Source organism: Bradyrhizobium sp. DN3 (assembly GCF_041357655.1).
Lineage (GTDB): Bacteria > Pseudomonadota > Alphaproteobacteria > Rhizobiales > Xanthobacteraceae > Bradyrhizobium.
Map to the genome: position 1 here is coordinate 139,863 of NZ_JAULLN010000021.1, position 13,168 is coordinate 153,030.

The following is a 13,168-nucleotide window of genomic DNA, read 5'->3' on the forward strand; positions in this document are numbered from 1 at the left end:
TTTGTTTTGAGCGGCCCCGGCCTGCCGCTACGCTCATGCGTCTATCGACCATCCCCGAGGTGATGCCATGCCGATCCAGCATTTCGCGCCCCCGCCGCATGTCAAGGCGCCGCCGCTGTCGTTTGCCACCCGTGTTGGCGATCTCCTGTTCGTCTCCGGCATTCCCGGGTTCGACGCCAATGGCACTCTGCCCGATGGGTTCGAGGCGCAGTTCGCCAACGTCGTCGTCAACATCAAGCGGGTGCTGGTTGATGCCGGCGCGAGCGTGCACGACCTCGTCAAGGTCAACGTGCTCCTGACCCGCGCCTCGGACGTGGCCGCCATGAACGCACTCTATGCCGGCGCCTTCGGCCCGCCGCCCTACCCCGCGCGCACAACTTGCGTGGTGCATGCGCTGCCCGATCCGAAGATGCTGATCGAGATCGAGGCGGTGGCGTCGCTTTTGAAGTGAGCAACGCTTAAGCACGTGTGACTTGTCGGGCACGCGGCCAAACCAAATGCGCGGCAGCAACTGACATGTCCGTGAACGGCCGCTCCCCGGCTTGCAAAGACCCTGCTTTTCCCGCACGAATTTTCGGATCCCACTTCCCCCACAAGGAGATATTTCATGCGTCGCGCACTTGCGCTCTGTGCCGTTGCCGGCATCGCTTCGTCCGTGTTCGCCGTGCCCGCCTCGGCGAAGGTCGGCTATTACGTGATCCGCTGGGACAACACCGGCATCTGTCAGGTCTGGAACGAGGACCTGCAGTACAAGCCGTTCCAGTGGGGGGTGTCGACCTACAAGGTCGTCAGCAAGCCGCTCCCGACTTTCCAGGAAGCGTCGGACCTCCAGATCAAGATGCGGTCGGACCGCCGTTGCACGCTCTGAACTGACGCAACGGATCGGATCTGAAGGGCGGGTCGCGCGAGCGATCCGCCCTTTTCCTTTTGCAACGGCCTTGGCTTTTTCCAGCCAAAATCGCGCATTTTCCCGCGCGCCCGCTTTGAACCTGACCGGCCGGCGGAACTACTCACATCTTGTCCGGGGCGCAGGCCCAAAAGCGTCCCGCACCGGCCCTCCCATCATTGTCGGGAGGCGCATCCCATCTTTCATTTTGAGGAGCTGATCATGCGTCGTATTTCCGTGCTCTGCGCTGCCGTCGGTCTTGCCGTCACTGCGTTCGTCGCTGCGAGCCCTGCCGAAGCCAGCTATCACCTGATCCGCTGGCAGGACACCGGCTTCTGCCAGATCTGGGACGAGAGCATCCCGACCACGCCATGGCCGTCCGACTATTCCCGTGTCAGCGCGACCGTGCCGACCTTCGGCGATGCGCTGATGTTGAAGGATCAGGCGCTCATGAACGGCCACTGCACCTGGTAACAATTCGATCGGCGGACAAAAAGCCGGGCAAGGACCTCGCGTCTTTGCCCGGGTTTTTTTGCCCAACTCCCGTAGCCCGGATGAGCGAAGCGACATCCGGGACGCGGGCCTATCCTCCCAGTCGACCCTCCTCAGCGCGCTCACCGAACGCATCTCCACTTTCGCCGACCTCACCGGCCCAATCCTCCGGCAGCAATCCCGCCCGCACGTACCGGTGGAAGGACGAATGCGGCCAATCACCAACACGCCGAACGTAACCATGCTTGACAGGGTTGAAGTGAATGTAATCGACGTGACGAGCGAAGTCGTCTTCGTCGCGGATCGTATGCTCCCAGTAGCGCCGCTGCCATAGCGCCAGTTCTCCATTGGAGTAGCGAGCTATGTCGACACCGGCACGAAGCAAAGCACTGCTGAAATGCCCCTTGATCCTGCGCCAGCGTCCTGCGAAGTCGGCGTCGTCCAGCGGGAGTTTCATGACGGCATGCAGATGATCCGGAAGGATCACGATGGCACCGATTTCAAATGGACGCTCCTTCCGAGCGTTTCGGAAGGCACTGCGTAGAGCGTCGATGTTTTCAGTAAGTAGGCGCGACCGACGGTCGAAAAGCGTCACAGTAAAAAAGTAAGTGCCGCCGGGAAGAAAATTTCTGCGGTACAGAACCATAGGCTACACCTGTCCCGGATATCGCTTCGCTCATCCGGGCTACAGGATAGCATATGGACGCTCTCACGCGTCCTTGTGCGCGCCGGGATGGATCAGGATGTCGCGCGCGGCGGCGAGGTCGATGAAGGCTTGCGCGCTGCCGCCATGGTCGGGATGCATGCCCTTGGCGGCGCGGCGATAGGCTTGATTGATATCCTCGCAAGTGAGCTGCACGGCGAGCGGCAGGCCGAGCACCTTGCGGGCGCGATCCTCGCTCGACAACTTCTTCGGCATGGCATTGCGGCGACCGAAGCGCGGCGCGGTCAGATCATGAATGACCTCGAGCACCACACTGATGCGGCGCTGGGCCGCCAGCGTGACGCTGTGATCGTCATTGTCGACGGCCTGACGCAGCACCGGAAGCGCCTGCTCGGCCGCCTGGCGCAGCGTGATGTCGCTGCTCATCCGCGCGATCTCGGCCACGAGCCGGCCGGCCTCGGCCCAGTCGGCGGACTGCGCCGCCCGCAGGCGTTCGAGTGCGAGTTTCCAGGATTCAAGCCGTTCCATCATGCGCGCAACGTTTAGCAATGAAGATCAGTATGCCAAGGCCGCCGTTTCCGACCCCTTAATTTCGAGTTAGCTTTTCGTGAAACTTCGAAACGAAATCGGGAGGAAACTGTCATGGCATTGCTTGCAAACCACATCGCCGTCGTCACCGGCGCCGGTTCCGGCATCGGCCGGGCGATCGCGGCTGGCTATGCGCGGGAAGGCGCGCAAGTGGTGCTGCTCGACGTCAATGCCGACACGGTCGCGGAGGCCGCCCAGGAGATCCGCAAGGCCGGCGGCAAGGCCGAGAGCTTTGCGCTGGACGTGACCAGGCGTGACGATTGCTTCGCGCTCGCCAAGCAGGTCGCGGACAAGGTCGGGCAGGTCTCGATCCTCGTCAACAATGCCGGCATCACCCGCCGCAACGCCTTCACCGCCGAGACCGAGACGGTGGCGAAGGACTGGAACGACATCATTTCGCTCAACCTCAACGGCGTCTTCAACATGACGCAGGCGTTCCTCGCGCCCCTGCGCGCGAGCAAGGGCCGCATCGTCAATATCGGCTCGATCCAGTCCTTCGTGCATCTGCGCACGCCGAGCTCGGCGGCCTATACGACCTCGAAGCACGGCGTGCTCGGCTTCACCAAGGCGCTCGCGGTCGAGCTCGGCAAGGAAGGCGTGCGCGTCAACGCGATCGGGCCCGGCTTCATCGAGACCAACATCAACGCCCATGTGCGCGCGACCAATCCGGCGCTCGTGCAGGCCTTCGTCGATCACACTCCGCTGGCGCGCACCGGCAAGCCCGAGGACATCGTGGGACCCGCGATCTTCCTTGCCTCGGATCTGTCGGCCTATGTCACGGGAACGATCGTGATGGTGGACGGCGGATACCGGACGGTGTGAGCGGGCGCGGAAGCTCTTACCACTGGCTCAGTTTCATCGTCCGCGCAGGCGGACGATCCAGTATCCCAGAGGCCGTTGTGGGATACGGAAGGGCCGCGGCGTACTGGATGCCCCGCCTCCGCGGGGCATGACAGCTGCGTCGCGCAAGATAGGCCCGCATCACCATGCATCCCGCGCCAATCGCGGCGGCTTCGCGGCATTCCTGAGGTCAATTGGTGCGATCGCCCACGGTTAACTTTTCATTAACCAAACCGGACCACCGTAGATTCACGGCTTGGGGGTCGTTTGTTCTCGATCCGCTTCCAACGGTGGAAGCGGGCGTTGATCGGGGAGTGTATTGATGACCACTGTTCATGTCGCTGCGTCCGAACCGGGCGCGCAATTCCTTGCACCGAACCAGATCGTTCCGTTGCTGATCGGCGCCACCGTCGACGAGGTCGAGCGCGAGCTCGTGCTTCAGACGCTGGCGCGCTGCGACGGCAACCGCACACGCGCCTCGCGCGTGCTCGGCCTGTCGGTGCGCACGCTGCGCAACAAGATCCGGCTCTATGCCGCCTCCGGAATCGAAGTGCCCGCCTATCAGGATTAGCGCGCGGTGCCGATCGATGTTGCCCGATCCCGTGCGATACGCGGGCGGAATTGCTGCTGTCGTCAAACGCCGCTAAGTAGCTTGCTTCCGTGAAAGGGGAGCAGTGGCGTGGCAGACGATCAGGGACGACGGCAGGGACTTCAGGGACCGCGCGGGCGGCAGGGCGAGCCGGGACGGCCGGGACCGCAGGGTCATCCGGGCCGGCGCGGCCCCGACGGCGCGCGCGGCAAGCCGGGTCCGCAAGGCAAGCCGGGGCCGATCGGAAAGGCCGGACCGCCAGGCAAGCCCGGTCCGCAAGGCAAGCAGGGCGAAGCCGGTCCGCGCGGACCGGCGGGCGCGCAGGGGCCCGTCGGACCGCAGGGGCCCGCAGGGTCGCAAGGCCCGCGCGGCGAAGCCGGGCCGCCCGGTCAATTACCTTCGATCGAACAGGTGCTGCCGTGGCTCGAGCAGCTGTTCGACGCCTGGGATGAACGCCGCCGCCAGCGCGAGCGCGAAGCCGCCGAGCGCGAGGCGCTGGAGGCCGCCGTGCAGGAGACCGACGAGCCGATCGCCGATGACCGGAGCGACGATGGCGAAGGCGACACTCGCGGGAAGAAGAAGAAAAAGAAGAAGCGCGGCAACAAGGGCTAGCAGACGAGCCTATTCCTCGTTTTCGCGTCGCGGGAGCATGCCCATGCGCTCGAACTGCCAACGCATGGCCCGATACCAGAGATAGCCGACCGCGGCGCCGCACAGGGCGAGGATGATCGTGTTCACGCTCGAGAAGGAGCCGCTCCACCACATCATCCAGGCGGTCCACAGTACCGTGAGGGTGACGGCACCTGCTTTCAAGGGAAGAAGGGGGCGGCTCATGATCGTGCTCCGGGTTGTCAAAACCCCGGCAGACATCATCGCGCAGTAAGTAGCGCTCTTCCGTGAGCCAAATCACGGAATGGGCTCTCTGGGATCGCTAACCAAACCTCAGCCGCGAGCGCTCCTTGGCCTTTTCCGCCTCGACCTCGCGGTCGCGCGCCGGCGCATGGGTGTGCAGCGAGCTCAACAGCCGCCGCGCGGCCTCCGACACCTCCGCCACTGCGCGCTCGAACACCTCTTCATTGGCCTGCGACGGCTTGTTGAAGCCGGACAGCTTTCGCACGAACTGGAGCGCGCTGGCGTGGATCTCGTCCCCCGTAGCCGGTGGTTCGAAGTTGAACAGCGTCTTGATGTTACGGCACATGCAGTCTCTCCGGATATGTCCAAGGACGATCGGCGGCGACGAAATCCTACATCCTCCCCCGCACTTCTGTTAAGTTCCGCGGCAACGCGGCCGCCGAATACGAGCCGCACGGGGAGAGGAACATGAGAACTTCTTGCGCGGCCTTGTCGGCCGTTCTGCTATCCATCTCGACGTCAATATGGGCAGCCGACTATCCGGCGCCAAAGCAGGGCGACTGGATCGCCAAGGATTTCAAGTTCCACACCGGCGAGACCATGCCGGAACTGCGGCTGCACTACACCACCGTCGGCGAGCCGAGCGGCCAGGCTGTGCTGGTGCTGCACGGAACAGGCGGCTCGGGCGCGAGCATGCTATCGCCTGCTTTTGCCGGCGAGTTGTTCGGCGCCGGGCAACCACTCGACGCCTCCAAATATTACATCATCATTCCCGACAGCATTGGCCATGGAAAATCGTCAAAACCGTCCGACGGGATGAAGACGAGCTTCCCGAAATACGACTACGACGACATGGTCGAAGCGCAATATCGCCTGGTGACCGAAGGCCTCGGCGTCAAGCATCTGCGGCTCGTCATCGGCAATTCGATGGGCGGTATGCACACTTGGCTGTGGGGCGAAAAATATCCGAGCGCGATGGACGCGCTGATCCCGATGGCCTCGCAGCCGACCGAGATGGCCTCGCGCAACTGGATGCTGCGGCGGATCATGCTCGACACCATCCGCAACGATCCCGACTACAACGGCGGCAATTACACCAGCCAGCCGCGCATGATGAAATACGCCATCACGGCCTATGGCATCGCCAGCATCGGCGGCACCCTGGCCTATCAATCGCAGGCGCCGACGGCAGCGAAGGCCGACAAGATCGTCGACGATCGGCTCGCGACGCCGATCACGGCGGACGCCAACGACTTCGTCTATCAGTGGGAGTCCTCGCACGACTACAATGCCGGCGAGAAGCTGGAGCAGATCGAAGCGTCGCTGTTGCTGATCAATTCCGCCGATGACGAGCGCAATCCGCCCGAGACCGGCATCACCTACGCTGCAATGAAGCGGGTCAAGAACGGCCGCCTCTTCCTGATCCCCGCAAGCGCCGAGACGCGCGGCCACGGCACCACCGGCAATGCGAAATTCTACAGCGAGCAGATTCGGCAATTGCTGAAGACCGCGCCGCAGCGGACCATGTAGGAGCACCACGCGCGCCATCTCGCAACGCATCATATGCAGCGCTCGCCGCCGCATATTATTTGAGCATGCATTGCGCTGACGGCTCGGGCTTAATCGCGCCAACGAAACGAATCGATGCGCGGGACAATCGCGCGCCTTCGGTACGACACGCGATGAGGAGGATCGCATGCACAGGCTCGCACTGTGCGTTTGGCTGGCCGCGCTGACGAGCGCCGCGCTCGCGTTCGACAACGGGCAATATGACCACGTCCCGCCCGACATCCGCGACTGGTTCAAGAGCGTGATCGCGCCGAACGGCGTGCCCTGCTGCGACATTTCCGATGGCCATCGCACCGAATACGACGTACGCGGCGGCGCCTATTGGGTGCCGATCGAAGGACAATGGATGGAGGTGCCCGAGCGCGCCATCATCCGCGACCGCGGCAATCCGGTCGGTCAGGCCGTGGTGTGGTACGTCCACCACCGCGGCGCCATCATCATCAGCTGCTTCGTGCCGGCCGATGCGGTGTAGCGCGCTGGATTTCGTTGGCTGCGGGCGCCCGATCGGTTAGCTTGAGGCCAAGCCGAAAGCGGAGGCACGCCGTTGACCGATCTTAGCGCCGAAGACCTCGCCACCATCTATGCCAAACCGTCGCCGCGCGTCATTGCGAAAGCGCGTCCGGCGATCGATGCCCATGCGAAGAAATTCATCGAGATGTCGCCGTTCTGCGTGCTCGCGACATCGGGAGCGGACGGCAGCGTCGACGCATCGCCGCGCGGCGGCGGCATCGGCTTCGTCCACGTCGCCGGTCCCAACCAGCTGTTGATGCCCGACCGCTCCGGCAACAACCGGATCGACAGTTTTCGCAACGTCGTCGAAGGCTCTGGCTTCGTGCATCTGCTGTTCTTCGTGCCAGGGATCGACGAGACGCTGCGCGTCGGCGGACGCGGCACGCTGTCGGCCGATCCGGATCTGCTCGCCGCGATGGTGGAATTCGGCAAGCCGCCTCGCGCGGTACTGAACGTCACCGTCAGCGAGGTCTATTTCCACTGCGGCAAGGCGCTGATGCGCTCGAAGCTATGGTCGTCCGAGAAGGTGCAGCGCTCGGTGATGCCGAGCATCATCGAGGTCATTCACGACCAGACGGGCTTGGGTGAACCGCAGAGTCAGGAGAGCGTGGAAGAACTTTACAAGACGCAGTTGTAGTTGGATCGTGGTTCCGCAAACGACCGTCATGCCCGGGCTTGTCCCGGGCATCCACGTCTTCGTCGTGCGGTAGCACGTGGATGGCCGGGTCAAGCCCGGCCATGACGAATGGAGGGAGGGCCGGAGCTTAGTGCCCCTCGCCTTCGAGACCGCCGACGTGCTTCTGGGTGTAGAGCTCGAGGCCGATACGGCCGATCAGGTCGAGCTGGGTTTCGAGGAAGTCGATGTGATGCTCCTCGTCGCTCATCAGCTTCTCGAACAAGTCACGCGTGACGTAGTCCTTGGCGCCGTGGCAGTAGGTCGCCGCTTCCTGGTAGAGCGCCCGCGCGCTCATCTCGGCGGCGAGGTCGCATTCGATGATCTCTTTGACGTTCTGGCCGATGCGCAGGGGATCGAGCACCTGCATGTTCGGGAAGCCATCGAGGAACAGGATGCGCGCGGTGAGCTTGTCGGCGTGCTCCATCTCCTCAATGGACTCCTTGCGCCAGACCTTGGCCATGTCCAGGAGGCCCCAGTTATCGAGGAAACGGTAGTGCAGCCAGTACTGGTTGATCGCAGTCAGCTCGTGACGCAGCGCCTTGTTGAGATAGTCGATGACTTTTGGGTCGGCCTGCATGGTTCACTCCAGCTCTTGCAATCAAAATCGGCCCCAAACCGAATTTAGAATGCTTCTAAATGAATTTGCGGACGACGGCAACCGGCTGGGGGGACGCAGCCGGGGGAAAGCTCAGCCAGCGTTGAGGAAGTTTTCAGCAGGCCGCGAGCGCGAACTGGGCCGGTTCGGCCGTCTCGTCGTTGGCGGCCACGGCGTGGCTGTGCGGACAGCCGGCACAGCAGGATTGGGCACAGGGGCCAAGCGCTTCTTCGATGATGGTCTTGATGGTCCGGGCACAGCGGCCGCATTCGGCGCTACAACCGAGGCATCCATAAACTTGCTTGGCATGGCGCACGGCGTCGTCGGACTCGGCGACGGCGGCGCGGATGTCGTCATCGCTTAGCACGTTACAGGAACAAACGATCATGGAAGCGGCAGGCCCTTCGGTGATGCACCATCATCGATATTTAAGGGGCCGGCCGGATGCAAAAGGAAAAACTGGTATTTGAAGCTATTCCAAACTGGCCCGCAAACATCCTAGAACGGCTCTAAAATAGGGTGTTGCTTTGGATCAAGATTGCAGCGGACCTAGTCGCCACCACCGCCTCCCGCGCCATCACCGCCGCCACCGCAATCCCCGCCGCTGCTGCCGCTATCGCTGCTGGAACAGCTGCCGCCATCAGTCGAGCTCCCCGAATCGTCACTGGAAAACCAGCTTCCCAGCGAGAAGCCATCGCTCGTCCCCGAATAGCTGTCACCGCCGCTACTCCCTCCATCGCTGCCGGCCGCGGCGCGGGAGCGCCGACCGCGGTTCTGGAGGTGTGTGATCCAGCCGTAGCCGATCGCGAAAACGATCCCCGCAGCAATCATTGCATTGATCATCGCGTTACCCATCATCGTCTCCCGGGTGGAGCTGCGGTCCATACCAATCTGTCGTACCCGGCAAGGGTGCCGTTCATTGATCATTCAAGCGAAGTATGGAACTCTGCTACCAAAGAGTTCCCGCGTGATTGTGTGAAAGGTCAACAATGAAGAAGTCGCTCCTGGCAATTGCTGCCATCGTCACTCTGGCCCTGACGGCCGGAACACCGGCCCATGCGCAGCGCGGCGTCGCTGCAGGCGTGGCGGCCGGGATCATCGGCGGCGCCATTGTCGGTGGCGCGCTGGCTTCTCCGTATTATTACGGACCGGGCCCTGGCTATTACGAACCCGGCTACTATCCGCCCCGCTACTACGCCCCCGGCCCGGGCTATGTCGCCGACGACTATTACGGCGGCGGCTGTGTCTGGCAGAAGCAGCGCTTCTGGGACGGCTACGCCTGGCGCGTCCGCCGCGTCAGGGTCTGCGGCTGAGTCGCCCCTGAACCGGTTCACTACGGATGCGCCGTTCATCTCTGGGCCTGAAAAAGACCGCTTTTTCTCGTCACAGCTCCGTGTGCGTTTACCGTGGATTGACCATTTGCGCGCTTGCTAGCCCAACGGCCAATTCCATCAGAGTGTGCGTGAACCTTTGAAACCCGGGCACCTCTAACAAGGGGAGCCCATCTCCCAGGAGAGCCCTGAGCATGAAAAAGACTTTAGTTGCCGCCCTCACGGTTGCGACGGTCGCCGGTTCGCTGGTGACCGCCACTCCGCCCGCCAAAGCCGGTGACGGCGTCGGCGCCGGCATCGCAGCCGGCCTGATCGGCGGCGCGATCGTCGGCGGCGCCATCGCGTCGAGCCGCCCCGCCTATGGCGGCCCCGTTTACGTGGCTGAGCCCCCGCCGCCGGCGCCCTGCTACTGGCGTCGTGAGCGGTATTGGGACGGGTACGGCTGGGTCAGCCGGCCGGTTCGCGTCTGCTACTGATCTGATCGTTACGCGCGCATTCGCGCCGCGATCGAAGCCCGGCCGAGCATCTCGGCCGGGCTTTTTCTTTTGGCCGAAGTCGAGAACAATTATCGCGCAGCCTGGATCGAGCGCAGCACCTCTTCACTCGGCCAGCAATCGACCTTGAGGCCCGCCGACTTCTGATAGGCGCCGAGCGCGGCGCGGGTCTGCATGCCCGCCTTACCGTCGATCTTGTCCTTGTAGAGCCCGGCGCGCGTGAGCCCGCGCTGCATGGTCTCGACGTCTTTGGTGCGCAACTGCTTCGAAGCCGACCAGGGCGTTGCGAATGGCAGCGGGCTCATCATGCGGTCGCTGAGGTGGCCGACGAACAGCACGTAGAGATCGGAGAAATTGTATTCCTTGATGACGAAGTAATTCTTCGTGCTCAGGAACGACGGCCCGTAGATGCCCTCCGGCTGCAGCAGCGAGGCCGGCTGCGCCTGTTCGGCCGCGCTGAGCTTCTGCCCACGCACCGGCACAAAACCTTCGCGCAGCCATTGGCCGATTGGCTTCGTCACCTCGGGCACGCCGGTGGTGCAATCGACCTTGGCCGGTGCCTGCACCTCGTAGGCCCAGCGCACACCGCTTTGCCAGCCCTTGTTGACGAGCTGCTGCGCAGCAGACGCCAGCGCATCCGGCACCGAATGCCAGATGTCGATGCGACCGTCGCCGTCGAAGTCGACGCCGTGCTTGTAATATTCGGAAGGCAGGAATTGCGTGAGACCAGTCGCGCCGGCCCAGGACGAGCGCATGTCCTTGCGCGTGACCACACCCTCGCCGAGGATCTTGAGCGCGAGGATGAACTCGTTGCGATACTGATCCTTGCGGCGTCCGACATAGGCCTGCGTCGCCAGCACTCGGACGAGATCGTAAGGCAGCGTGTAGCGGCCATAGTCTGTCTCGCGGCCCCAGATCGCGAGCATGACGGTCGCAGGTACACCTGAGCTCTTCTCGATCTCGGTCAGCGCGGTGCGATATTTTTGCAGCAGTCGCTGCCCCTCACCTGCAAGCCGCGCGATCGAGGCTTCTTTGACGTAGTCGGCGGGCACCTGCACGAACTCGGCCTGCGACGGTGCGCCGGTCGCGGGCCGCCCCGGCAGGATCAGATCGGGCAGCTTGTAGTCAGGCTCGAGCCCGCGTATCTGCTCCTCGAACGTCGCGCGCGACACGCCTTCGGCCTGCGCCTCCGGCCAGAGCGAGACGATGAATTGCGTGAAGGCGGCGTCGGCGGCGCGGGCGGACGACAGGGCACAGGTGATCGCAATCACCGCAGCGATGAGCGCCCGCCACATCATGCCGAGATCACCGCGTCAGCTTCTTGTACTTCACCCGGTGCGGAATGATGCTGTCCTGGCCGAGCCGGCGCATCTTGTCCTTCTCGTAATCCTGGAAGTTGCCCTCGAACCATTCGACATGGCTGTCGCCTTCGAACGCCAGGATGTGGGTCGCGATGCGGTCGAGGAACCAGCGATCGTGGCTGATGATGACGGCACAGCCGGCGAAATCCTCCAGCGCCTCTTCGAGCGCGCGCAGCGTGTCGACGTCGAGGTCGTTGGTCGGCTCGTCGAGCAGCAGCACGTTGGCGCCGGATTTGAGCATCTTGGCGAGATGGACGCGGTTGCGCTCACCGCCAGAGAGTGCGCCAACCTTCTTCTGCTGGTCCGCGCCTTTGAAGTTGAACGAGGAGCAATAGCCGCGCGAATTGACTTCCTTCTTGCCGAGCAGGATCAGCTCGTTGCCGCCGGAGATCTCCTCCCACACGGTCTTCTTGCCGTCGAGCGCATCGCGCGATTGGTCGACATAGCCGAGATGCACGGTCTCGCCGACCGTGATCGTGCCCTTGTCCGGCGTTTCCTGCTCGGTGATCATCTTGAACAGCGTGGTCTTGCCGGCGCCGTTGGCACCGATCACGCCGACGATGCCGCCGGGCGGCAGCTTGAAGGTGAGATCGTCGATCAAGAGGCGATCGCCATAGCCTTTGCTGAGGCCTTCGAAATCGACCACGTTGGCGCCGAGGCGCTCGGCGACCGGGATGATGATCTGCGCGGTCTGGGTCTGCTTCTCGCTCGCCTGCTTGAGCAGCTCCTCATAGCGCTGGTAGCGCGCCTTCGACTTGGCCTGGCGTGCCTTTGGCGAGGACGCCACCCATTCCTGCTCGCGGGCCAGCGTTTTCTGGTGCGCGGCTTCTTCGCGGCCTTCCTGCTCCAGGCGCTTCTGCTTCTGCACCAGCCAGGACGAATAGTTGCCCTCGTAGGGAATGCCGCGGCCGCGATCGAGCTCGAGGATCCAGCCCGTGACATTGTCGAGGAAGTAGCGGTCGTGGGTGACGATCAGGATCGCACCAGGATAGTTGCGCAAATGGCCTTCCAGCCACGACACCGACTCGGCATCGAGATGGTTGGTCGGCTCGTCCAGCAGCAAAAGCTCGGGCTGGTCGAGCAGCAAGCGGCACAGTGCGACGCGGCGGCGCTCACCGCCCGAGAGTTTCGTCACGTCGGCATCGTCGGGCGGGCAGCGCAGTGCGTCCATGGCCTGGTCGACCTTGCTGTCGAGATCCCAGAGGCCCTGGGCCTCGATCTCGTCCTGCAGCTTGGTCATCTCGTCGGCAGTCTCGTCCGAGTAGTTGACGGCGAGCTCGTTGTAGCGGTCGAGGATCGCCTTCTGCTTGGCGACGCCCTGCATGACGTTCTCGCGCACAGAAAGCTTGGGATCGAGATGCGGCTCCTGCTCGAGATAACCGACGCGGGCGCCTTCGGCGACCCAGGCCTCTCCGGTGTATTCCTTGTCGAGGCCGGCCATGATCTTGAGCAGGGTCGACTTGCCCGAGCCGTTGACGCCGAGCACGCCGATCTTGGCGTCCGGATAGAAGCTCAAATGGATGTTATCGAGCACCTTCCGGGTCGGGTAGCTCTTGGTCAGGCCCTGCATGAAATAGATGAACTGGCGCGCCATCGGTCCCGTGAAACCTTCGATTTGAGGAAATTTGCTTGCCGCCGATGTAGCGATCCCGCCCCCAAAGGGCAATGTTTTCCGTCCGTTCACCACGGATGAATACGGTTCGGACACCATCCGGACTCAG

The 13,168-nt window shown here is 63.3% G+C and carries 20 protein-coding genes; 11 read left to right on the top strand and 9 right to left on the bottom strand.

Annotation, left to right across the window (positions count from 1 at the left end):
• Window positions 1–67 precede the first annotated feature (67 nt).
• The 3 genes from AAE027_RS28075 (at window position 68) to AAE027_RS28085 (ending at window position 1,360) form a co-directional block, all read left to right on the top strand.
• A complete protein-coding gene (locus AAE027_RS28075) occupies window positions 68–451 on the top strand; it encodes a RidA family protein (protein ID WP_370989264.1) in 384 nt (127 codons plus the stop codon).
• 156 nt (window positions 452–607) lie between these two features.
• Window positions 608–868, top strand: a complete 261-nt coding sequence (locus AAE027_RS28080; RefSeq protein WP_091879387.1) for a hypothetical protein — start codon at window positions 608–610, stop codon at window positions 866–868.
• A gap of 240 nt (window positions 869–1,108) precedes the next feature.
• Complete coding sequence (locus tag AAE027_RS28085; RefSeq protein WP_091879390.1) at window positions 1,109–1,360, top strand: hypothetical protein; 252 nt, start codon at window positions 1,109–1,111, stop codon at window positions 1,358–1,360.
• 109 nt (window positions 1,361–1,469) lie between these two features.
• Here the strand turns inward: AAE027_RS28085 and AAE027_RS28090 are convergent, their stop codons facing one another.
• Window positions 1,470–2,024, bottom strand: coding sequence for an REP-associated tyrosine transposase (locus tag AAE027_RS28090; RefSeq protein WP_370989263.1), 555 nt, complete (start codon window positions 2,022–2,024; stop codon window positions 1,470–1,472).
• Window positions 2,025–2,087: 63 nt separating this feature from the next.
• Entirely contained in the window at window positions 2,088–2,573 is a 486-nt protein-coding gene (locus tag AAE027_RS28095) for a J domain-containing protein (protein WP_370989262.1), read from the bottom strand.
• 111 nt (window positions 2,574–2,684) lie between these two features.
• Between AAE027_RS28095 and AAE027_RS28100 the strand changes: the two genes are divergently transcribed.
• The 3 genes from AAE027_RS28100 to AAE027_RS28110 all read left to right on the top strand — a co-directional run bounded on the left by AAE027_RS28100 (window position 2,685) and on the right by AAE027_RS28110 (window position 4,671).
• Window positions 2,685–3,452: an SDR family NAD(P)-dependent oxidoreductase gene (locus tag AAE027_RS28100; protein ID WP_370989261.1), complete on the top strand. Its 768-nt coding sequence runs from the start codon at window positions 2,685–2,687 to the stop codon at window positions 3,450–3,452.
• 340 nt (window positions 3,453–3,792) lie between these two features.
• The gene (locus AAE027_RS28105; protein ID WP_091879398.1) at window positions 3,793–4,041 is read left to right on the top strand and encodes a helix-turn-helix domain-containing protein; all 249 of its coding nucleotides are present in this window, start codon (window positions 3,793–3,795) and stop codon (window positions 4,039–4,041) included.
• 108 nt (window positions 4,042–4,149) lie between these two features.
• On the top strand, window positions 4,150–4,671 hold the full coding sequence (locus AAE027_RS28110; protein ID WP_370989259.1) for a collagen-like domain-containing protein: 522 nt from the start codon (window positions 4,150–4,152) through the stop codon (window positions 4,669–4,671).
• Window positions 4,672–4,680: 9 nt separating this feature from the next.
• Here AAE027_RS28110 and AAE027_RS28115 read toward each other — a convergent pair whose 3' ends face one another.
• Both AAE027_RS28115 and AAE027_RS28120 read right to left on the bottom strand, forming a co-directional pair.
• Window positions 4,681–4,893, bottom strand: coding sequence for a hypothetical protein (locus AAE027_RS28115; RefSeq protein ID WP_091880329.1), 213 nt, complete (start codon window positions 4,891–4,893; stop codon window positions 4,681–4,683).
• 97 nt (window positions 4,894–4,990) lie between these two features.
• Window positions 4,991–5,257, bottom strand: a complete 267-nt coding sequence (locus tag AAE027_RS28120; protein WP_370989258.1) for a DUF2277 domain-containing protein — start codon at window positions 5,255–5,257, stop codon at window positions 4,991–4,993.
• Window positions 5,258–5,379: 122 nt separating this feature from the next.
• Here AAE027_RS28120 and AAE027_RS28125 point away from each other — a divergent pair, with 122 nt between their 5' ends.
• The 3 genes from AAE027_RS28125 to AAE027_RS28135 all read left to right on the top strand — a co-directional run bounded on the left by AAE027_RS28125 (window position 5,380) and on the right by AAE027_RS28135 (window position 7,627).
• Window positions 5,380–6,441, top strand: a complete 1,062-nt coding sequence (locus AAE027_RS28125) for an alpha/beta fold hydrolase (RefSeq protein ID WP_370989257.1) — start codon at window positions 5,380–5,382, stop codon at window positions 6,439–6,441.
• 166 nt (window positions 6,442–6,607) lie between these two features.
• Entirely contained in the window at window positions 6,608–6,952 is a 345-nt protein-coding gene (locus tag AAE027_RS28130; RefSeq protein WP_370989255.1) for a hypothetical protein, read from the top strand.
• 72 nt (window positions 6,953–7,024) lie between these two features.
• Window positions 7,025–7,627 carry an MSMEG_1061 family FMN-dependent PPOX-type flavoprotein gene (locus AAE027_RS28135; protein ID WP_370989254.1) on the top strand — a complete coding sequence of 201 codons (603 nt, stop codon included), beginning with the start codon at window positions 7,025–7,027 and terminating at the stop codon, window positions 7,625–7,627.
• A 127-nt stretch (window positions 7,628–7,754) separates the two neighbouring features.
• Here the strand turns inward: AAE027_RS28135 and bfr are convergent, their stop codons facing one another.
• The 3 genes from bfr to AAE027_RS28150 all read right to left on the bottom strand — a co-directional run bounded on the left by bfr (window position 7,755) and on the right by AAE027_RS28150 (window position 9,119).
• Window positions 7,755–8,243: a bacterioferritin gene (bfr, locus tag AAE027_RS28140; RefSeq protein WP_091879416.1), complete on the bottom strand. Its 489-nt coding sequence runs from the start codon at window positions 8,241–8,243 to the stop codon at window positions 7,755–7,757.
• Window positions 8,244–8,376: 133 nt separating this feature from the next.
• On the bottom strand, window positions 8,377–8,649 hold the full coding sequence (locus tag AAE027_RS28145) for a (2Fe-2S)-binding protein (protein WP_370989253.1): 273 nt from the start codon (window positions 8,647–8,649) through the stop codon (window positions 8,377–8,379).
• A gap of 161 nt (window positions 8,650–8,810) precedes the next feature.
• On the bottom strand, window positions 8,811–9,119 hold the full coding sequence (locus AAE027_RS28150) for a hypothetical protein (protein ID WP_370989370.1): 309 nt from the start codon (window positions 9,117–9,119) through the stop codon (window positions 8,811–8,813).
• 131 nt (window positions 9,120–9,250) lie between these two features.
• On the opposite strand from AAE027_RS28150, the gene AAE027_RS28155 reads away from it, so the two are divergent.
• The gene (locus AAE027_RS28155) at window positions 9,251–9,574 is read left to right on the top strand and encodes a hypothetical protein (RefSeq protein WP_091879422.1); all 324 of its coding nucleotides are present in this window, start codon (window positions 9,251–9,253) and stop codon (window positions 9,572–9,574) included.
• A gap of 212 nt (window positions 9,575–9,786) precedes the next feature.
• Complete coding sequence (locus AAE027_RS28160) at window positions 9,787–10,068, top strand: hypothetical protein (protein WP_091879425.1); 282 nt, start codon at window positions 9,787–9,789, stop codon at window positions 10,066–10,068.
• An 89-nt stretch (window positions 10,069–10,157) separates the two neighbouring features.
• On the opposite strand, the gene AAE027_RS28165 is transcribed toward AAE027_RS28160, so the two are convergent.
• The gene (locus AAE027_RS28165; RefSeq protein WP_370989252.1) at window positions 10,158–11,384 is read right to left on the bottom strand and encodes a lytic murein transglycosylase; all 1,227 of its coding nucleotides are present in this window, start codon (window positions 11,382–11,384) and stop codon (window positions 10,158–10,160) included.
• A 7-nt stretch (window positions 11,385–11,391) separates the two neighbouring features.
• Window positions 11,392–13,041, bottom strand: coding sequence for an energy-dependent translational throttle protein EttA (ettA, locus tag AAE027_RS28170; RefSeq protein WP_091879432.1), 1,650 nt, complete (start codon window positions 13,039–13,041; stop codon window positions 11,392–11,394).
• Window positions 13,042–13,168: the final 127 nt, after the last annotated feature.